Source organism: Pseudoalteromonas sp. NZS71_1 (assembly GCF_015864305.1).
GTDB classification, from domain to species: Bacteria; Pseudomonadota; Gammaproteobacteria; order Enterobacterales; family Alteromonadaceae; genus Pseudoalteromonas; species Pseudoalteromonas arctica.
In genome coordinates, this window is record NZ_JADYXM010000013.1 from 24342 (window position 1) to 46071 (window position 21730).

At 39.4% G+C, this 21730-nt stretch carries 14 protein-coding genes; 9 read left to right on the forward strand and 5 right to left on the reverse strand.

Annotation, left to right across the window (positions count from 1 at the left end):
* Position 1: 1 nt before the first annotated feature.
* Complete coding sequence (locus I6F43_RS16105) at positions 2-2818, forward strand: TolB family protein (RefSeq protein WP_197103161.1); 2817 nt, start codon at positions 2-4, stop codon at positions 2816-2818.
* 16 nt (positions 2819-2834) lie between these two features.
* Here the strand turns inward: I6F43_RS16105 and I6F43_RS16110 are convergent, their stop codons facing one another.
* Positions 2835-3995, reverse strand: a complete 1161-nt coding sequence (locus I6F43_RS16110) for a tetratricopeptide repeat protein (RefSeq protein ID WP_197103163.1) — start codon at positions 3993-3995, stop codon at positions 2835-2837.
* A 316-nt stretch (positions 3996-4311) separates the two neighbouring features.
* Here I6F43_RS16110 and I6F43_RS16115 point away from each other — a divergent pair, with 316 nt between their 5' ends.
* The gene (locus tag I6F43_RS16115) at positions 4312-5031 is read left to right on the forward strand and encodes a DUF6445 family protein (RefSeq protein WP_007580474.1); all 720 of its coding nucleotides are present in this window, start codon (positions 4312-4314) and stop codon (positions 5029-5031) included.
* Between the two features lie 483 nt (positions 5032-5514).
* Here the strand turns inward: I6F43_RS16115 and I6F43_RS16120 are convergent, their stop codons facing one another.
* The gene (locus tag I6F43_RS16120) at positions 5515-6651 is read right to left on the reverse strand and encodes a PepSY-associated TM helix domain-containing protein (protein ID WP_197103165.1); all 1137 of its coding nucleotides are present in this window, start codon (positions 6649-6651) and stop codon (positions 5515-5517) included.
* Between the two features lie 290 nt (positions 6652-6941).
* Here I6F43_RS16120 and I6F43_RS16125 point away from each other — a divergent pair, with 290 nt between their 5' ends.
* The 4 genes from I6F43_RS16125 (at position 6942) to I6F43_RS16140 (ending at position 9729) form a co-directional block, all read left to right on the forward strand.
* Positions 6942-7556, forward strand: coding sequence for a PQ-loop repeat-containing protein (locus tag I6F43_RS16125; RefSeq protein ID WP_197103221.1), 615 nt, complete (start codon positions 6942-6944; stop codon positions 7554-7556).
* Between the two features lie 70 nt (positions 7557-7626).
* Positions 7627-8451 (forward strand): hypothetical protein, encoded by an 825-nt coding sequence (locus I6F43_RS16130; RefSeq protein WP_197103168.1) that lies wholly within the window; start codon positions 7627-7629, stop codon positions 8449-8451.
* The gene (locus I6F43_RS16135; protein ID WP_010554538.1) at positions 8448-8921 is read left to right on the forward strand and encodes a pilin; all 474 of its coding nucleotides are present in this window, start codon (positions 8448-8450) and stop codon (positions 8919-8921) included. The genes I6F43_RS16130 and I6F43_RS16135 overlap by 4 nt, the downstream gene beginning before the upstream one ends.
* A gap of 19 nt (positions 8922-8940) precedes the next feature.
* On the forward strand, positions 8941-9729 hold the full coding sequence (locus I6F43_RS16140) for a PhzF family phenazine biosynthesis protein (protein WP_197103170.1): 789 nt from the start codon (positions 8941-8943) through the stop codon (positions 9727-9729).
* 69 nt (positions 9730-9798) lie between these two features.
* On the opposite strand, the gene I6F43_RS16145 is transcribed toward I6F43_RS16140, so the two are convergent.
* On the reverse strand, positions 9799-12306 hold the full coding sequence (locus tag I6F43_RS16145; protein WP_165722685.1) for a zinc-dependent metalloprotease: 2508 nt from the start codon (positions 12304-12306) through the stop codon (positions 9799-9801).
* A gap of 287 nt (positions 12307-12593) precedes the next feature.
* Here I6F43_RS16145 and I6F43_RS16150 point away from each other — a divergent pair, with 287 nt between their 5' ends.
* Together I6F43_RS16150 and I6F43_RS16155 are read left to right on the forward strand one after the other, a co-directional pair.
* Entirely contained in the window at positions 12594-13772 is a 1179-nt protein-coding gene (locus I6F43_RS16150) for an efflux RND transporter periplasmic adaptor subunit (protein WP_007580481.1), read from the forward strand.
* A 12-nt stretch (positions 13773-13784) separates the two neighbouring features.
* Positions 13785-16907, forward strand: coding sequence for an efflux RND transporter permease subunit (locus tag I6F43_RS16155; RefSeq protein ID WP_010554540.1), 3123 nt, complete (start codon positions 13785-13787; stop codon positions 16905-16907).
* 89 nt (positions 16908-16996) lie between these two features.
* On the opposite strand, the gene I6F43_RS16160 is transcribed toward I6F43_RS16155, so the two are convergent.
* Both I6F43_RS16160 and I6F43_RS16165 read right to left on the reverse strand, forming a co-directional pair.
* Positions 16997-17449, reverse strand: coding sequence for a c-type cytochrome (locus tag I6F43_RS16160; protein ID WP_007580483.1), 453 nt, complete (start codon positions 17447-17449; stop codon positions 16997-16999).
* Between the two features lie 92 nt (positions 17450-17541).
* The gene (locus I6F43_RS16165) at positions 17542-18012 is read right to left on the reverse strand and encodes a DUF2721 domain-containing protein (RefSeq protein ID WP_007377300.1); all 471 of its coding nucleotides are present in this window, start codon (positions 18010-18012) and stop codon (positions 17542-17544) included.
* A 236-nt stretch (positions 18013-18248) separates the two neighbouring features.
* Here I6F43_RS16165 and I6F43_RS16170 point away from each other — a divergent pair, with 236 nt between their 5' ends.
* Positions 18249-21719 carry a S8 family serine peptidase gene (locus tag I6F43_RS16170; protein ID WP_165722686.1) on the forward strand — a complete coding sequence of 1157 codons (3471 nt, stop codon included), beginning with the start codon at positions 18249-18251 and terminating at the stop codon, positions 21717-21719.
* Positions 21720-21730 lie beyond the last annotated feature (11 nt).

The following is a 21730-nucleotide window of genomic DNA, read 5'->3' on the forward strand; positions in this document are numbered from 1 at the left end:
CATGAAAAAAACACTTATCGCATCAGCTTTATTACTAGCAGCACCGAGCTTTGCAGCCGATTGGCAAACTATTCATACTGAACATTTCAACATTCACTACAGTGTTGAGCATGCTGATTTTGCTAAATCAACTGCAGCAGAGCTTGAAATAGTACGCACCAAAGTGCTTGAGCAGCAAAACAGAGCACTTGATAAAACAGTCGATGTAGTGGTGTTTGATCCCCTAAATGCGGCAAATGGCTTTGCGCTACCTACCTCAAGTAACCCTGTAATGGCACTTTTTACAACCCCACCACAATCCGACACAGTTATATCAAACAGCTCTGGCTGGCAGCAGTTGCTTGTGTTGCATGAATATATTCACTTAGTGCACTTAGCACAGCCTACACGCAATGACTGGCAGCAGAAAGTACGTGGTATATGGGATTTATACGACTTAACCTACAGTGATACGCCGCGCTGGGTAGCCGAAGGTTATGCCACATTGATTGAGTCTAAAATGACGGGTCGTGGACGTTTGTTTGATAACTACTCAGAGTCAATACTGCGAGAATTTGCTCAACAGGGCGCACTGCCAACCTATGGGCAGTTAAATGGCGAGCAGGGCTTTATGGGCGGCTCAATGGCGTATTTAATGGGTAGTCGCTTTTTAAATTGGTTAGAGAAAAACTATTCAGAACAAACACTCGATAGTGTTTGGACGCGAATGCAAGGCGTAAAAACGCGTGATTTTGATGAGGCATTTAGCGGTGTGTTTGGGCAAAGTGCAGCCAAGCTATATCGCCGATTTATAGCTGAATATACCTATAAAGCAATGCAAATAGAACAAGGGGAGCCGTTACTTAATAGTGAACTTTGGCTTGAGCTTAACTTATATGCAAGCAACCCAGCACTTTCAAAAGATGGTAGTAAAATTGCGATTGTTGAGCGAGATAAAGAAAGTAATACCAAGCTTATAATTTATAGCACTGATGACAACATTAAAGCGCAAGAAGAGTTTACTAAAGCGCAAAAAGAGCTACTCGAAAACGATGCACAAGATATTCCCGATACAGCGCCCAGTGTGTTTAAGCGCGAACAAAAACAAGTGCTTAATCAAATTAACCGAGCCAGTATTGCAAACCCTCAATGGGTAAATAACACAACGTTATATTTTAATGCGTACAGCAATGAAGAGTCGGGTATTTATAACAAAGTGTCTGACATATTTAGCTATAACACTGACACTGGAAATATTACACAACTTACCGAACTTGCTGGTATACGTCGTTTTAACGTAACCAGTAACGGCGAAACCTTGTATGGCGAGCAAATAAGAGATGGCTACTCTGAATTAGTAAAGGTTGATCTCAATACGCAAACCATCACACCATTATTTACAAAAAGCCTTGAGACAACTTACGATTACCCAATACTCAGTCCTGATGAAACTAAATTAGCTTATTTATCAACATCATTAAATGAAAACTGGCAATTGTATATACAAGATGTAGGCGGCAATCAGCAGCAATTAGTACCTATGCCAAACGGGTATCAATATTTAAGTCAGCCGAGCTTTAGTCTTAATGGCGAGTCAATTTACTTTGTTGCAGGTTTAAATAGCGCCACCGATATTTATAACTACAACATAGAGAGTAAAACACTCACCAAGTTAACCCAAGGGCAAGATGCCGTTGCCCACCCAATTGAAATGGCCGATGGCTCGTTACTCTATTTTTCGATAACTGCAGATGGGCCAAATGTAAAAACACTGCCAAAAGTTATAAAAAGCACTGTAGTTACTGAGTTTGCAGCTAACAAAAAAGCACCGCTGCTAATAGTAAACGAACATACACTTCCAAAAGCTAAAATATATAAGCACGAAACTACAGAGCAAACAAATTACAACGTGCTCGACCAGCACGCTACTTTCGCGATTGGCTCTCAATATTATTCGGCTTCTACCAGTTTGTTAGATTTAAGCATTAAAAGTAGCGACTTATTAAAGCAGCTCGACTTACAAGCGGGTTATAGCACTGATTTACACGATGGGGCATTGCACGGTGGTTATGTGCAGGCAAAATATAATGCGCTTGATGTAAAACTGAAACTTGCACTGTTTGACTACAATTTAGATACATCGCGCCAGTCTCAGCAAAGTCTAAGTGCAGACATGGATGCCCGTGGTGGTTTTGCCGCAATAAGTTACCCCGTTAAATTTGGGCAGTTAAGTTTAACGCCAGAGCTTGCCTACAATTACACTGATTATAAGCAAAGCCATAAAAGTTGGACGCGTTTAGGTATTGCTCAAAATTGGCAATATGATCGTCAAGACTTTGCTATAGGCCAAAGTATTTATGCGAGTTGGTACGATGGCAGTAGCAAAAGTAATAATTGGCAAGGTTATGATTTAGCCGCCAAAATTTTTGGTAAAGCGTTTGGTATTCCTCTTTATGCAAACTTTTTTCAAAAGCAACGTGACGACAGGGGCCTTGCATTAGGTGGCTTTAGCTCAAATCTTATTAATCAGCAGCAAAATAGTGAATATGTACTTTCATCTGAGCTGCCTTTTTACAGTGCAACTGCAAAGCGCTATCAAGGCTACGGTGGCGGCTTTAGCTTTAAAGAAGGCATGCCGTGGCTTTATTATAAGCAACATCAACTCGACGATACCGTATACGCACAAAGCTACGGCTTAAAATACCAAGGTGACTTTAGTTTTGGAATGGGGCCAGCAGGTGTAAACGATTTAACGTTTAATATGGGACTGTCGCGAGTAGAAGGCGACAGTTTTGAAGATGAAATGCGAGCGTGGCTGAGCTTTTATTATTCGTTATAAATATTAATTGGCTAAGTTACTTATCCATCTGCAAGGATAGTAACTTAGCTTGATATACATCGAGTTTTTGATTATCACGTTCTAGTTCAATTGCTTTCTCAAGTAAGGTTTGTGTTTGTTTAATATTACCTTGTTGATAGCGAACTTTTGCGAGTTCCAAGTATAGCTCAGCAATGTAAGGCGCTTTAGTAATCGCTTGCTCAAGGTGTGCTTTAGCCTGATGAGCGTGGCCAGCTTGTAAGTTGTTTTTAGCGATCACTAGTAATTCGTATGGGTCTTTTTCTTTATTAACTAATTGTGAGGTGAGCTCTTTAACAAGCTCTTTGTCGCCTAACTTTTTAGCTAAAAGCTGATAGTTGCTGATTAAATTAATGCTTATTTCGTTATTACTAAGTGCTGTTTGATAGATGTTTTTAGCGCTTTGTAAATCACCAGCTCGGCGATGCAAAATGCCCGCTATATTAAATAATTCAGGATCATTGGGGGTGTATTTGTTTGCTTGTAAAATAAGTGAGTAAGCAATATCCAGCTGTTTGTCTGCCAATGCTATGGCAGCTAAATTACTATAAAACTTAGAAACTAAATCGTTATAGTCTGCGCTGCTTGAATAAAAACTGCGACGGGTAGGGAAGTAGTCGATTAATGTGCCCGCTCTGAAAAACTCAATAATATTATCATCTTTTTTCTCTACTTTTGGAGCATATACTTTTGTTCTAAAGTGATTAGCGACATAAACAACATTATTTTCTTTTGCGTATATGGGCTTACTTGTAACTTCTTGAAAGCTTGTTTCTAACCCAAGAGCTTGTGCGTAGCTTTGCGTTAAAATGGCTAAACTAATGCAATTACCTTGCGAACGCTTTAGGGTTTGAGCTGAAGTAAGTGTATCGCCATGGTATTTAAAGTTAGCTATCTGGCTTTCGAGGTAGTTGTAAATTATGCGGTCATCACGGATTTGGGATAGCTTTTGGTTTTCGGCGTAAGCTAAAAACATTTCTTTTTCAGCATCCGGTAACTCAAAAATACTGTGCTCGGAAGGTGTGTCGAGTTTATTAAACAAAGAATGGTTTAATAGTTGTTCAAGCCCTACTTGTTGTTCTACTTGCTGAACCTTGGTTGTGTTACATCCAACTAAAAATAAAAAGGTAATACTAATAACTATTTTGATAAATATCATAACCCACTCCTTTGTTAATTTTTACATTACAATGTGGTGGGTTTTTAATCAATGTTATAGATGTTTTTTCTAAAAATTTTATAAATGGACTAATGCTAAATTTACGATGTATAAAATTTTGGCTTAAATACTAATGTGACCATAGTTTTATAATGAAACACTAATAAACTATGCCCTCAGCCCTAATACAGAGCTGTAGGCAAAATAACGGTAGTAGCTTTGGGTATGCGCTAAGTAGAGTTTTATTATTCACTTTAAATGACTGTTAAGTAAATGTTATATTCTGAGCTATTTTAATAAAATAAGTATTTTGACAATGTCATTTAAGCATCAGAAAGTTCCCAAGAGCGTTGTACTTCCAAGCGTCCCCTCCGACGCACCTGGTTTAAGGTATGAAAAGCCAGAACTAGGTAGTAACTATTGGGTTGTTGATGAGTTTTTTAAACATGAAGAAGCAATGGCTATTCGTTCTTCATGTTTAAAAAAAGAGGTTTGGAAGTACGGTAAGCCGTATACCAAAGAACTTTGGCCTGGAATGCGCACTCCTAATGCTCTAAATAGTAAACAGCTTAAAAAAATAGAAAAATATGTTAAGTCAGTTATCAAAAAAAATAAATTATGGGTTGCTGATTCCAATAAGGTTGTAGTTGATACCAATACTGCAATTTTAGTGGGGGCTGAAGAAGGGGCTTCTAGGCCTCATGTAGATAATCGTTATTTATGTAGATACGCTGCTGTTTTGTATTTAAATCCTGATCCAATTACCTCTGCCGGTACCTCTTTTTATCGTTTAAAGTATGCAAATGAAGCGGCAGGAGGAAATATTGTCGATCCTCCTTATGCTAACCTTGTTGATGCACTTAATGTAAGTAGCCTTCCATATAGCGCATGGTATAAAGACATAGATATTGAGAATCGCTTTAATCGTTTAATTATATTTAAAGGTAGTATTGTTCACAGTGCATCTGAGTATTTTGGAGATGATTTAAATACTAAAAGGCTGGCGATAACATTTTTTTGGATGTGCGAAGATTAATTAATAATTCTTTTTAGGCAGAAAAATCTTGTCGATAGTAAGGCAAAAATTTCGTTACTTAGTTGTTCTAAATGAGACGTTTTTAATGCAACTAGCGTTAGGTTTACTCCCTCAAAATGACTAAGTATTATTGCGCACTCTCTTCTATAAATAATATGTAGAGTGCTGTTTTTATAATTTATAAATAGCTTATTATTAAATGAATCATAAGCTATTATTTTTAAACGCTAGGGCATGTTGAACTTTGTGGATTGAAATTTGTTCAATCTAGGGGCGATTAAATCGCGGCGCGAGGTTTGTAACCTAGTGGACTAAGTAAAAACCGAGCAACAAAGAGTCAATCGTCCCTAGAAAGAACCCAAAGGGCAGCGCATGTTTGGTATTTATGCTGCGTTATCGCCTATTCATGGGGAATAACCACACTACATAGGCTCTGCCTTGCCTAAAAACCAAACATACTGCTGCAAATTCACCCACCAAAGATCAACACGCCCTAGTGACTTGGCGTTTATTTAAACGGTTTTTTTGTGATTGTTTTTTACGTTTTCGGCGAGTAAACCATAAGTAAAAACCAGTACCTGCTAGCCACACTGGGCTTAAACCAATTACGCACCACAGTATTTTACTTATTAGCCCTGCAAAGTAGCCAAAATGAAGTGTTCTAAAACTATCAATTACCTGCCAGCCAACGCCTACTTCGCGAATATCCCAGTTAGCTATGTGCTCGCCTGTTAGCTTGTTATAGCTAACCGTATTGGCATACTCACTAGCAAGTGGGTTGGCGGTATCGACTTCGCCGAATAAGGTAATGTTTTCGTCAGGCTCGAGTGGCATAACTAAAAACGTACCGTTAAAAGTGGGGATTTGCTTTTTACTGTCATCAAGTATGCGTTGAAACGAAATATCGCTACTGTGTAGGTTTTTGGTTAGTACAAAGTGCTCTTCCTCTGCGTGTTCAATAACTTCGTGATACCACACCGCCCAGTTAAAGTAGCCACCTGTGATAGCTAAAATAATAATGATGGGAGATCCTATAACCCCCGTCATTTTATGAATGTCGCTAAGTACAATTTGCAGTGTTGCACGCCAGCGCACACTAAATAGACGCTGCCAAAATTTACGATAAATAATAAGCCCAGTAATACCTAATACCAATAAAAACAGAGCAAAAAAGAAGCCTAGTACAGTGCCTGTTTGCCCTGGCAGGTTTTTAAAGTCGTTCAGTAAAAAAGTGTAATGTAGTTCTAAAAACCAATCGGTAAAATAATGGCTGGTACCAACAGGTTCAGACAAAATGTCACCCGTATACTGGTTTAAATGAAACTTATACCATTGCTCTGTGCCGCGTTTGACTAAGTAAACCCGATCAGCTGTATCATTGTTAAATATTTCCCAACTACCTACTACATATTCAGGGTAAGCATGCTCTGTTTTTGCAATTAACGTGTCGATTGGCATGCGCTCTGGCAGTGCATTTACAACAAAGTGGCTGCTTGGCATAAGTAAGCCATCTATTTCACTTTTAAAAACTAATACGCTCCCTGTAATACTAATAACAATCAATGGAATGATAGCTATTAGAGCGATCCAACTGTGAATTTTAAAAAGAGTTTTTCTCATAGGTAGTTTTATATACAGCAGTTAATGACTTGCGCATGATAACAACTATCATTTTTATTTAATAGTTTGGCGGTGAGGCTTTCTATTAAACCGGTAAACCGTGAACTTAATTCTACGGTTTTTGTATACCTAGCTTGCCAGTACCTAAAACAAGAATTTCTTATTTAGTTGAGTTAAATTTACGCGGCTCTACAATGCGGCGCTCATAGTAAAAGCCTTTTAAAACAAATGTTTATTAAATGTTTTTATTTCTGCTTTTAATTAACATTTATGTAACGAGCGAGGTTGCTTTGGCGCATTATTTGCCTATATTGTCTTCATTTATTTTGGTTTTTAGTTTTTTACCATTACTAAACAAAATTCGAAAAAATCGTAGTGTCTCAGGTTTGTCACTATTAATGATGACATTTGGATTAGCACAAAGCCTTTATTTTATAACCTACAATATTTATTTTGAGCGTTTTTATATTGCGTTACCATTTATTGTAACCGGTGCGTTAAGCGGACTTATTTTGTATTTTTTTGCACGTTATAACGCAGCTAAACGAGAACGGGTACAGTTGTTTACTATGCTAGGTTTTTCGTTACTGCCTTTTTCACTACTTTTGAATTCGAACCTAGATACTGCAACGGTATTAAGCGCTTTAACGTATGTTGGCCTTGTGATGAGTTCGGTACGTGTTATGCCGCAAACTTATAAAACATTGCGTACGGGTAATGTAAGTAATTTAAGCGCGCGCTACTTTAGCTTGCAGTTTATTGCTGGTATTTGCGGCTTAGTTGTTGAGCTTACAACAGCGGCTCCAAGCACGGCGCACTTACTTATGTTTATTATGCTGTTGCTTACCAATGCTGTGCAATTTGGTTGTATGCAATATTATAGAATGCGGCCTGTAATGGCTTAAAAACAAGCTACTTAAGTTCCTATTTAGCCTAATTTATGGCAAATTACTTTATCTAATAAAAGGGTAAAGTATGAATTGGAATCAGTTTGGCTATATTTGCCGTGTTAATAGCTCTAAAACACTAAGTACAGAGCAAAAAGATGAGCTGAGTACACCGCCCCATTTAAATATGTATGCCAATAGCGGGTCGCATAGTAAATTAGCGCATAATCTGGTGACGCAAATTGCATCTCAAGATGAAGCAACATCGCAAAAGCAAGCTACGTATTATCAATGTTTACCGGAATTAGTTAACGAATTTAAGTTTGAGCACAAGGGCTGGCTTAGTTACTTAACCATTGTATTTGTTATTTATGTTTTATCCTCTTTGTTGTATCAGTCTTTTGTTGTGCCTACTTTTGTTGAGATATATAGCAAGCATACTGTTTCTTTAAATCATGTATTTGATGATTATTTTACGTACTGGTATGTGCCAATTATTTTACTCGTTTTATTGCTGAGTGTTATTTTTACCGTTATTTTAAAGCTAAAAAATGTAAGTGCTCTCACAGAGCTAAAGCCTTTTTCGGGTTTATTTAAATTTCTTATTCCTCGTCAATTAATTAATGAGCATAACTCTTTAATTACCACGCTATTATTTCCAAGTAATCATAAAAAGGGTGTTAAAGCCTCTACACCTCAAACCCAGCACTTAGCTCAATGCGAGCTGCTAGGTTTAGAAACCCAAGAAGAATTTAAAGCGTTATTAAAGCAGCAGCTAAAGTTACTTAATACACATATTAAAAGCTTTATAAATAAGCTCGTTATTGTTTATGGTTTGGTCATTGTTGTGTCTATTTGCTTATTTGTGAAAGCGGCTTATCAACCACTATTTATGCTAGGAGAAGTGCTATGAGAACAAAAGGATTTACGTTAATAGAGTTGATGGTGGTGGTGTCCATTATTGGTATTTTAGCTGCGGTTGCGCTACCTCAATACAGTAAGTATATACAACGAGCAGAACTTGTTGACCCACTTGCAATGGCAGCTGCCATTAGAGAAGACGTTACGGTTTATTATCTTGAAAACAGGCGTTTTCCAGCAAGTAATGAACAAGCAGGTGTGCCTGCAAGTAAATTTTTGATTGGCAATCGAGTAACAGGTATTACAGTTGATAATGGTGCTATTCATATTAGCTTGGGTAATAAAGCTTCACAGCTTTTGCAAAATACAGTTTTAACATTCAGACCCGCAGTTGTAACGGGAAGCCCTACAAGCCCGATTGCGTGGTTATGTGGGTTTGACGAACCGGTAACTGGCATGCAAGCGGTTGGCGAAAATAAAACAACAGTACCAAAAGAAATTTTACCTTCAGCGTGTATATAAAATAGTTTAGGGGATTAAAGTGCAATTAGCTATTCATCAAATTGATGCGTTTACGAATGAGTTATTTAAAGGTAATTATGCGGCAGTGATCCCACTAGAATCGTGGTTAAGTGACGATTTAATGCTAAAGATTGGCGCTGAGAATAACGTATCTGAAACTGCTTTTACCTGCCTGCAAGACGATGGAAGTTTTGTTATTCGTTGGTTTTCGCCGTTAATGGAAATCGATTTTTGTGGTCACGCCACACTTGCGGCTGCCTATGTTTTATGTGAAGAGCATAATATATCGCAAATTCGCTTTATTGCTGATGCAGTGGGCGAGCTAATCGTTAATAAAAACGCTGATGGTAGCTTTGCAATGACCTTTCCAAAACAAGCACCGGTTGAAGTGCAAAATGTGCCTCAGCAACTGCTTGATGGCCTGTCTATGCAACCGAGCAAAGTGCTTAAAAATCGCCAAGCCTACTTTGTTATTTATGAAAGCGGTGATCAAATACTTGAATTAAAAACTAGCTCAGAGCTTTTAAAAACGCTTTATCCACTTGATGTAGTGGCCACTGCTGCAAGTGCCGAATATGATTTTATATCTCGTTATTTTTGGCCTGCAAGCGGTGGCGACGAAGATTATGTAACAGGCTCTATTCATACTGGTTTGGCACCTTACTGGGCGCAGCAATTGGGTAAAACTACGTTAAGCGCTTATCAGGCTTCAAGCAGAGGCGGGTATTTACTATGTGAAGTGGGTGATACAACCGTCACCTTAACGGGGCATGCTGTAAGGTATTTAAAAGGCACTATTTATATTTGATCTGTGAATTAAGTTATAAAAAAGGCCACGTTAAACGTGGCCTTGGTTTACTCAATTTGTAGAGATATTTTACGCTTCTAGTGCTTTTGCAATTAAGCGATCAATATATTTTTTATGCGCTTTAGTTGCTGTATCTGCACCCCAAGCAGTGCTGGTATCGGCTATTTGAGTTAGCTGATATAACGCAGCTGTTTTAGCTAAGTTATCGTACTTACTTGCTTTGCCAAGACCTGCAATTGCGATTAGCTGATTAACATACTCAATTTGTAAGTTGTGACTAATAGAATTTGCGTCTTTGCTTTTCACAAAAATATTAGCGGTTAAATCTTGCATAAACTGAGTTAGGCTATATTCATTGCCGTACAAAGCAGTATCAGAAATACGCAGTAATACGGCTGGGTGTAATAGCTGCGCAAGTACAGACTTTTGCATACCTAAAATCATTTTGTGTGCTTTAGGGTCTTCATTTTTACCAAAGTGATTAAAGCCACGACGTTGCAGTTGCAAGTAGCTATATAGAGGTTGCATGTTTTGTAGTACGTCTGGTGCAAATACAAACTTGGCTAATATATCCATCGCTTGTGTTTGACGTTCAAGAGATACCGGTGTAAATGGTTTATCTGCGTTTGCATCACCCACTACAGCACGCTCAACGTACACACCACCAATTTGGCGAGAAACAACACCTGCTTGAGCTCGGTATTGACCAAATAAGCTATTAGCAGAGGTAACAAGCTGTTGGTAAGACTCACCTTTAACCGTTGCTTTATCTTTTAGCTCAGTAAATAATTTATTAATTAACGCCATACGATCTGCGCCATAGGCCGCAGGATTTGACGACAAATCACCAATCATGACACGTGGATCGATATGGCGACCTGGTGCGCGCATATCGTCTGCATCGTTACCAAAGGCAAGGGCATGTTCACTTGAACGAGCAAGTATTTTTTCAAGTCTAGCTTGCTCAGCAGCTTCATCTGCAAGTGCTACGCTGTAGCCATAGTTAATAGCCCAATCATCATAAGGGCCTGGTTTTGTTTGAAAAATATCACCTTGCTGCATACCAATTGGGGCAATGTTAGCTGGTGCATAATCCATAACAGAACCGGTTACTATGCCTTGGGTTTTGTTTTTGTCGTGTACTTCTTTTTCATCCCACAAAATAGATGATTTCATATTGTGGTTAAGACCTAAAGTATGGCCAACTTCGTGAAGTACCAATTGCGTTAGACCTTGGCGAAGCATTTCTTTATCTTCAATTTTGTCGCCGCTAGCAAGACCTTTGGCAAGCATTAGATTTTGTTGAATCTCATGCCCTAGCGAGCAATTTAGCTCACCGGTATTTGTTGCTTCACCGTGGCTCATTGTTCCTTGAGTGAAAAGTGTGTCGTAAATCCAACGGTTTTTCATAAATACAAACTCAAGCATAATGTCTGAGCCCAGTATTTCGCCTGTTAATGGGTTAGCAAGTGCTGGTCCGTATCCGCCAAATGGAGGCTTAGGTGACGAAGTCCAACGCAGTACGTTGTAATTAATATCGCCCGCATCCCAGTCTGCATCATCTGGTTGTACTTTTACCTCTAAGGCATTTTTAAAACCGGCTTTTTCAAAAGAAGTATTCCACGTTAAAACAGCGTCACGAATAGTATCGCGCCATTGGATAGGTGTGGTGTTTTCTATCCACCAAGTAATTGGTTTTACTGGCTCTGAAAGTGCTGCACTAGGGTCTTTCTTTTGTAGATCCCAACGTTTTATAACATCTTCATAAGGTGCCCAATCGGCAGATGTCATTTGATCAAATTGATTTGTAAAATAACCAATGCGCGCATCATCCATACGTGGTGCGTAGTTATTGCTAGGTAGGGCAACAAACGAGTGCTGAACTTTTACCGATACGCTACGTGGGTCGCTTACTGCATTTGAGCCACGTACCGTTGGGCTTGGGTTAGTAAATACGTAATCAACAACCACGTCTAGATTATTAGGGTATGGACGCTGTTTAATAATGCGTGATTTTTTATCGTCTAATTTGCCTACTTTAAAGCGCTTTTTGGCGTTTTTATCAGCTGGATTTGGCGTAGGTGATACTTTATGAAGTGCTTCGCTTAAAAATAACTTATTTACGTTAAATGCTATTTTACCGTCTTCTTCTTTTTCTATTTTAATGCTCGCAAGTACCGCTTCACTAATATTGGCATCACTCGCTTTTGAAATTGCACTGTTTTCGTCAAATTTGTAGCGAGGTGTTTTGCTAATGATATCGATACGATCAAAGTATTTTCTAAATTCAATTAACTTAGTTTCACGGTACGAACCACGATAATGGCCTGCATCTGTAACGCCATCGACAGTGTGCGCAAAATATACAAACGGCGTATTAAGTTGGGACTCGTTAATCACCATAAGGTGCTTACCGGTTTTTTCGTCTTGATAAAGGCTAAATATACCGGCAAATTCGGTTTGTCCTTTGATCATTTCGCTAAGTGTTTTTGGCTCTTTTTCGTCTTTTTTATCGGCTGCAAATGCATGGCTGCCAAACGCTAAGCTAAGCGCAAGGGTGATGGTCGTTAATTTCATTTTGAGACTTTTAATATTTGTTAATTTAATTGGACTGTACGTAAATTAATTTAATTTCGCACATCTTCGCGACGAAATTTAAGTGTACAACGCTAATTAACTGATATTAATAAACAAAAGTTTGTAACAAAATATAACGAATGAGGTGAGCTGCATGCAAAGTTATTTTTATAGCCCTAAATAGCAGTGGTTTATATGTATTTGCAACAGTTGCTTACAAATGTCACCTTAATGTTTCATATGGCTCTGGTATTATGACGTTAATAGAATTTTGGGGATAATAGGATATGCAAACAAATTCACTTAGATGGGTTTTTCCATTTGTAGCGCTAATTGTTGGTGTTGTTGGCTTTATGGGAATAAATGCCATTGCACAAGAGCCAGAAAAAAAAGAAGTAATTGATACTCGTCCAACAGTGCAAGTTGAGCCAGTGGCTGCAAACGATCATCAAGTTATTATTAATAGCTACGGTGAAGTAAAGCCTCTTGAAAGTACACAGCTTTCGGCGCAGGTGTCGGGTGAAGTGTTAAGTTGGCATCCTAATTTTGTAGCCGGTGGCATCGTTGCTCGCGGTGAAACGTTATTCACTATCGAAAAAGACAACTACGAAGCAGCAGTACTTGTTGCAGAGGCAGAAATTGCTCGTGCACAAGCAGGCTTGATTGAAGAGCAGGCCCAAGCTCAAGTGGCCGCAGATGAAGCAAAGCGTTTTCCAAGTAAAGCGCGTACCGACTTATTTTTACGTAAGCCTCAAGTGTTAAGTGCACAGGCATCTGTAAAGTCGGCGCAAGCTGCATTAAAACGTGCACAACGTGACTTAGATAATTGTGAAGTAACAGCCCCTTACGATGCATTGGTTATTAGCCGAAATGTAGGTGTTGGTCAATTTGTCACTATGGGTTCGCAAGTTGCTGAGCTCAATAATATTGAAACTGCTGAAGTGATTATTCCTATAGCAGGGTTCGATAGCGTTTTTTTGCCAGAACGTATTAAAGGCATTACCGCGACGATTATTCAAAAGGGCCTAAACAGCTTCACCCGTGAAGGTGTAATTGACCGCGACCTAGGGATTGTTGATAACGCTACGCGTATGAGCAGTCTAGTCGTGCGTATAGAAGACCCATACGGTCTTAAAAACATACAACCAGCCATTAAGTTTGGCAGCTACGTACAGGTGAATTTTGCAGGTGCAATGCTTAATAATATTTACCGTTTACCGCAAGCTTTGGTTAACAACCAAACTGTGTGGGTAGTAAACGAAAATCAAGAACTAGAGCCTCGCAAAGTAACGGTTATTCGTGAAGAGGGTGAGTATTTTTATATTAGCAGCGGTTTAAATGCCGATGACAAACTTGTTATTACTCTACCTGAATACCCGCAAAAAGGAATGCAGGTTAAAATTGCAGGTGTAGCTGCAAAACCTGAAAGCTCAGAAACGAGCACTTCAAACACGCAACAGCTGTAGGGTGTAATAGTTATGAGCGAGTCAATACAACAAAAACAAACAGGGCTAATTGCCTACTTTGCTAATAATTCAGTAGCCGCTAATTTAATGATGTTTTTTATCATTATTATGGGGGCTATAAGTTACTTTACGATTCAGCGTCAAATGTTTCCTAATGTAGAGATTAACTACATTAATATTGAGGCTAATTACCCAGGTGCCTCTCCTCAGGAAATAGAAGAAAGTATTCTTATAAAAGTTGAAGAGTCACTTAAAGATATAACCGAAATTAAAAAAGGCGTGTATCGCGCATTTAGAAATGGCGGTACAGCCAGCCTGGAAATAAACACCGATGCAAAACTTACCGATGTGCTTGATAAAGTAAAGTTGCGTGTTGATGGTATTGCGACTTTTCCGGCAGGTATGGAACCGGTCACCATAAGTCAGGTTGAGTTTAGGCAAGACGTAATAGGTATGACGCTCGTTGCTGACTTACCACTTACAGAGCTTAAGCCTATAGCAAACCAAATAGAGGATGAGTTACTACAGTTATCTAACGTGTCGTTAGTGGTAAACGATGTTCCTCTTGATGAAATAGCAATTGAAATAGAGCCCGATACGCTGCGCCAATATAATCTAACCCTTAGTGATGTGATGAATGCGGTACGCCGTTACTCAGCTAACTTTTCGGCGGGGCAGCTAAAAACAGACGCAGGTGTTATTTCTGTTCGCGTCGAGAATCAGTTTTACTCGGGTGAAGAGTTTAGGCAAATTCCGGTAAAAATTGGCGAGTATGGCGCTAAAGTTTTACTGCAAGATATTGCAGTTATTAAAGATCAATTTACCGAAGGTGAGCGCTACTTTAAGTTTAATGGCGAAAACGCGGTGTATTTATCGGTAAAAGCAACGCAAGAGCAAAACATGATTCCCGTTGCGGATTCGGTTAAAGCGTTTATTGATCAAAAAAATAAGCAGCTACCGCCAGGTATTCGATTAGAGCCATTAATGGATATGACCTACTACCTAAATGCTCGCCTTGATATGATGAAAGCTAACCTGTTTCAAGGTGCCATTTTGGTGGCAATTATGTTGTCGTTATTCTTGCGTTTTAAACTAGCGCTTTGGGTAATGATTGGCTTACCTGTTTGTTTTTTAGGGGCCATGATGATGATGCCACTATTTGGCATTAGCATTAATATTATTTCGTTATTCGCTTTTATAATGGTGCTCGGCATAGTGGTGGATGATGCCATAGTGATAGGGGAAGCTGCCTACACCGAAGTTGAAAAAAGCGGCGGTGGTGTAGAAAATGTTGTGCGTGGCGCTAACCGAGTCGCGACCCCTGCAACCTTTGGTGTGTTAACAACAATTGCTGTATTTGCACCATTCACAATGTCGAGCGGGCCAGAAAGTGCCTTCTTTTATGGTATAGCCGTTGTAGTAATGCTGTGTTTAGTATTTAGTTTAATTGAATCAAAGCTGATACTGCCAGCTCACATTGCTCATACGCACTTTTCGCCGATTAAAAAGGGTGGTTGGCGCGATCGCTTCAATACACGCTTTTTTGGTTTCGTAAATGGCCCATACAAACGTTTTATTGCTAAGTGTGTTGATTGGCGCTGGACTGTTTTGTTTGCTTTTATTGCAATGTTTATAATCAGTATTGCACTTATTACGTCTAATAAAGTACGTACAGTTCCAACTCCTAAAGTGCCGCACGACTTTCCACAAATTCAAGTAGAAATGAACGACAACGTTTCTGACTTACAAACCATTGCTGCTATTCGTGAAATAGAAGCTATGGTACTTAGAGTCGATGAAGAAACAGAACGTGAGTTTGGCCAAAAGATTATTCGTGATGTATTGGTATTTAATCAAGGCAGAACCGAGTCGCAGTTACTAGCTCCATTAGTTGACGAAGATTCACGTCCATACAATGCATTTGAGCTTTCTCGCCGATGGCGTGAGGCTATGCCGACTATTGCTGGTATTAAGTCGTTAACTATTCAAGACGATGTTGGTGGCGGCGGTGGTAATGGCGGCGGCGAGTTTGGCTATTTACTGTATGGCTCAGACATAGATACTTTAAATCAAGCGGGTCGTCGTTTTATTCAATTACTTCAACAGCAAAAAGGATTGTTTGATATTAGCTCAACCATAGATCCTGCGAGCAAAGAAGTGCAAATGAGCCTTAAACCTGTTGCATACGATTTAGGCTTAGATTTAGCCGGTATTGCAAATCAAGTGGGTGCTAGTTTTTATGGTGGCGAGGCACAGCGTGTAATCCGAAACGGCGAAGAAGTACGCGTAATGGTACGTTACCCTAAACTGACTCGAGAAGCATTTTCATCGCTTAAACACACCGTTGTTACGACCCCACAAGGGCGAGAAGTACTTCTTGGTGATGTAGTAGAGCTAACCGAAACGCCAGGTATTAGCTATATACGACGCGAAGGTGGTTACCGTACCGTATATGTTTATGGCAATATTGATGAAGAGCAAATTGAGCCAGGCGAAGTGGTTAAGCAAGTAAAAGAAAATCTACTGCCACAGCTAATAGAAGAATTCCCAAGTGTTAAATCAGAGCTTGGTGGCGCAATAGAAGAGCAGCAAGCTCAAGCTAATGAGCAAATAATGTTTTTTATTGGCGGAATGATTTTAGTATACATACTGCTAGCTGTGCCGCTTAAAAGCTATTCACAACCGCTTATTGTAATGTCGGTTATTCCGTTTAGTTTAACCGGGGCTATTTGGGGTCATTACTGGTTTGATTTAGATATGAGCTTAATGTCGGGATTTGGCTTAATTGCCGCAGCAGGTGTTGTTATAAATGATTCACTTGTAATGACAGATTATGTAAACCAAGTTCGCCGCGAAGGTGTTAGCGTTAAAAATGCAGTAATAGAAGCTGGTTGTGCCCGCTTTAGAGCAATACTATTAACGTCTATAACAACCTTTGCTGGTGTATTACCTATTATGTTTGAAACAAGCCTGCAGGCTAAGTTTGTAATACCTATGGCAGTAGCACTTGGCTTTGCTGTTATGTTTGCAACGTTAATAACGCTTATATTAGTACCGTGTTTATATATTATTTTAGGTGATATTGGTGCCGTATTTAAACGCCCATTTAAAAGCCGAGCTGTGAAAGTCTCGTAGATAAAAAACATAAAAAAAGCACTGACCGTTATTAACGCTCAGTGCTTTTTATTATCTATTTATTGTTGTTAAACTGGCTACAACAATAATTAATCTTTAAATTGCTTATGGCAATCTTTACAGCCTTTAGCCCATGCGCCAAAAGCTTTACCAATTACGGCTTTATCGCCCGATTGAGCAGCTAACGCTAGCTTATCCGCATTTGCTGCAAAAGCATTCGCTTTTTCAACAAAGGTTGCATTTTCGGCCCAAACAGCAGCAAGTGCAGCTGTGTCGCCTTTATCTGTTCCTTCGTAAAACGCTTCCCATGGCATTTTTGAAAGTGCAGCAGCGTTGTTAGCACGCATTTTAAATTGCTCTGCGTCAAAAGGTACTTTACCTTTTAGCATTGCGCCCATGTCACCAATTTGCACTGAGATCATTGAAAACGCAGCTTGGCGGTATTCAATCGCGTCACTTGGCTCTTTAAATGCAGAATTTGCCGATACGCTAAATGCACACGTTGCCAGTGCTATTGTTGCTAATACTTTTTTTAATTTCATGTTTGCCCCTGTTGAAAATTGTAATTCTTAATTCGGTATCTTGTATCTAACATCGTATTTATTCAAGTGAATACGATAGATTTAACTAAAACTTAATCGTTTATATCAATATCTGCAAATATCATCCCGCGACGCATGCTTCTAGTTGCTAAGAATACCTCACCAAGTAACGACATAAATGCACATATAAGTAATGCCATTGCTGCTACAAAACAACAGGCAATTGTAACGCCTAAGTTTATAGATTGAATATGCGATAAAAATAACAACATAACCACAGCGCATACAAGTAGTGCGCTTAATACACTTAAACTAAAAGCAATATGTATACATCGAGAACGCTTTAAAAGGGCGCGTAGCTCTGTAGCGAGTGATTTATTAAAGTCCTCGTCAGTACTTACTTTTAGTCTGCGTTCTAGCTGACGTGCCCTATCGGTAATTCGTGCTAAACGATTAGATAAAACACCTAAAGTAGCAGCAATACCCGTGATTAAGAATACAGGGGCAACGGCCGTTTGAATTACTTTAGCCATGGTTAAAATGTTAATTACTTCGTTATTCATTCATTTCTCAAGAAAAAGTTAGAGTTGTTTACATTAGTTCACAAATATGATTCTTTAACTTTATTGTTTTAAATCAATTTGCTGAGGTGGTGTTTTCTTGTTTTTTGGATTTGATGTCATGTGTTTGTAACCAAGGTGTTGCTTGGGTTGTACCAAAAGTTTTATATTCAGTACAACAATATAATCATTTTGATTAATACAAATACAATAATACATAACCTATCCAAGGGGAACTCATGGCTAAAAATATAATAAAAAAAACTGCTATAGCTACGGCAGTCTCAAGTGCATTTCTTGCTACTTTTGTTAATGCGGCAACTTTACCTAATGCAACGATTGCACCTCAAGCTGCAGAGCAGCTGAAAGAATTAGCATCTGAGCAAAAACAGCCTTCAGCACATATGATTGTTTTACGTGCAGCAACTTCTGTTGATGCTGTGGCTTCTGGCACTTATGAAGCGTCAAGCAGTCGTGAAATGATTGCTAACGTTGAGCTGCTTCAAAACACGATGGCCAACGAGCTTAGTAGCTTAGACTTTGATGCAAAAATAATTGGTAAAACAAAAATATTAGCACCAACATTAATTGTGCAGGCGACACCAGAAGCCTTAGCTAAAATAGCTAAAGATTCACGAGTGGCTAAAGTATTACCGATGTTTGACTACGAATTACATGTAGCTGCAACGTCTGAATATATTAATGCTAAGCCTTTAATTGTTGATGGTATTGTAACTGGTAAAGGTCAGCGTGTGGCTGTTCTAGATACTGGTATTGACTATACCCACAAAGCATTTGGTGGTGAGGGTACTGTAGAAGCATACGAGGCTGCTCAAGCTGATCCTACAACGGTTGATTGGCCACAAGGTATTGTACAAGGCGGTTACGATTTTATTCGTGACGATGCTGATCCAATTGAAAATGATGCTGCAAATTCTCCTTCTACAGGTGATGCAACGAATCATGGTACGTCTTCTTCAAACTCAGTAAATGGTATTGCACCAGATGTTGAATTATATGTTTACTCTGTTTGTGGTGGTGGCTGTCCAAGTGCCGCTCAAGCTGCGGCATTAGAAGCTGCAATGGATCCAAATGGCGATGGTGATATTTCAGACCGCGTAGATGTTATGAACATGTCATTAGGTGGCGAGTTTGGCGATACATATACAGGTGGTGGTGCGCAATACCTAATTCAACGTGCTGTTGATTTAGGTGTGAATATGGTTATTTCAGCTGGTAATGATGGTGATCATCCATTCCGTATTGGTGGCCCAAGCACGACACCAAATGCGTTATCAGTAGGCGCAATGACTCATCCTACAACTGAAGTTGGTACTGCTACAGGTACTATTGCTGGTATCGAAGGTAATATTCAAGCATCAGGCTTTGGTCCGCAAACTGACTTTGTAATTACAGGTGCAGATATTGATTTAGTGTACCCTGACACAAACCAAGATGGTTGTGTTGATTTTGCTGATGATGTTGATTTTACTGGTAAAGCGGTTTTAATTGACCGTGGTGCATGTGCATTTACAGTTAAAGTACTTAGTGCACAGAAGAAAGGTGCTGAATTTGTACTGATTGCAAATAACACAGATGATGGCACTCCTGCACCAATGGGTGGCAGTGATGACAATGTAACTATTAAAAGTGTAGGTATTAATTTTGCTGCAGGTGCTGCTTTAAAAGCTCAATTAGCTGCAGGCGATACGGCAACATTTGATATTGATGTAAAAATTAAAACTACAGCAGGTGCAGTAGCTACGTTCTCTTCTCGTGGCCCTTCGATGGATGGTTTATTAAAACCAGAAATTACTGCCCCTGGTACTAGTATATTAGTTGCAGCAGCAGGCACGCAAGATCAGCTAGCTCCTGTATCTGGAACATCTTTTTCAGGCCCTATTACAGCCGGTGCTGTTGCAATGGTACGTGAAGCTCACCCTGAACGTAATGCATTTGAGATTAAAGCTACAATAATGAATGCAGCTGACTTAAATGTAACAAATGAGCCTTTAGCAAGCAGTCCTGACTCAGAACTGGCTCCAATTAGTATGATTGGTTCAGGCTTGGTTGATGTAACTAAAGCAGTCAACTTACCAGTTGCTGCATGGGTTAATAATACACAGTTTAATACTAAACAAGCGGCTCTTTCATTCGGCCTTGTGTCAATGGCTGGAACAGAGTCTCTAACTAAAACAGTGACTGTTAAGAACTTCTCATCAGATGCTAAAACGTATGCGCTGCGTACTGAAGCTCGCTACCAAAATGATGACGATACAGCTGCAATTAGCTGGGATTTCCCTGAGTCGGTAACAATCCCTGCAGGTCAGTCAATTAACTTTGATGTGACGCTAACTGTTGATCCAACAAAACTACCAGCGTGGGAATTAGAAAACCCATTTAGTGCAGACGACATTGCTGCAAGAAGCGCTGCTCTTACTTCAGTAGAGTTTGATGGTGCATTGGTATTTAATGACGCAAGCACTGATACAGACCACGATTTACACGTTGTATATCATGCAATGCCAAAAGCTGCGACAGAATTAAGCGTTTCGTCTCAAATCATTGATAACGAAATGGCACTTATTGTTGAAAATAGCGGCCAAACAGATATTACTCCTTTTGCAGAAAGCATTGTTGCAACAGGCACAGAGAAAACACGAGAAGAAGCTGAGTTTAATATTTTAGCGACTACTTTCTCTGCATTTGCAGATAGCTCTTGTGACTCTGGTATTTTTGTAACGTCATCAATTCAATTACGTGACCCGTTAACGCATGTATTCCAAGCAGGCTACAGATTAGAAGTTGATACTGATAATGACGGTGTTTATGATCAAGTTATGCAAAACTATAACGACCGCGGTCGTGAAACAGCATTCCCTGGCCGTAGCCGTACAGTAATTGGTGAAACTGATGGCGCTGGTAACGATTCGTTAGCATGGGTTACTCCGCTTTATCACTCAGCCGGTGAAGATACTATTACCTTCTCAACTTGTAGTGAGCTACTAAACGTTGATGGTTCATTGCTTGGTGAGAATATGAACTTTAAAGCATCTGTGGGTTACCCTTCATATGTTACCGGTGTATTCACTCAGACCGATAGTATTGAAGGCTCAACTACATTTGGAGCATCTCCAAGTGTAACGCTTACTTCTATGGAAACTGGCGAAGCAGTTACTTCACTTAAACCGGGTGAAAAAGCAATTGTTGAAGCAAGCGGTCCATTTGCATTATCACAAACATCTGGTTTGGATATTGTTAAAGTGATGAGTAGTACTGAGTTAGAGCTTCCTGCAATCGACGCCCCAATGCTAGTTGGTGGTGAGTTTAGTGTTTCAGAAGATGCTGCTAACGGAACGGTTGTTGGTGCACTAACTATCACTGAGTCTGAGCAAGACTTAGATGTGTCAGAATACTACGTTCAATCAAGTACTCACCAAGGTTTTGGTATTGATGCGGATGGACAAGTGGTTGTAACTAATACTGAATTGTTAACTGGTGATTCATCAGCTGAACTTCAAGTTGTTGCAATTGATGTACGCGGTAATGTATCTGCTCCTGCTGTAGTTACTGTAAGTATTACTAAAGTTGTACCACCAGTAGTAGAGACTGTAGCACCAGAAAGCAAAAAGAGCTCATCTGGCTCACTTGCATGGTTAACATTACTAGTAGCGCCATTTGCATTTATACGTCGTCGTAAACAAAAGTAATTTTATAACTT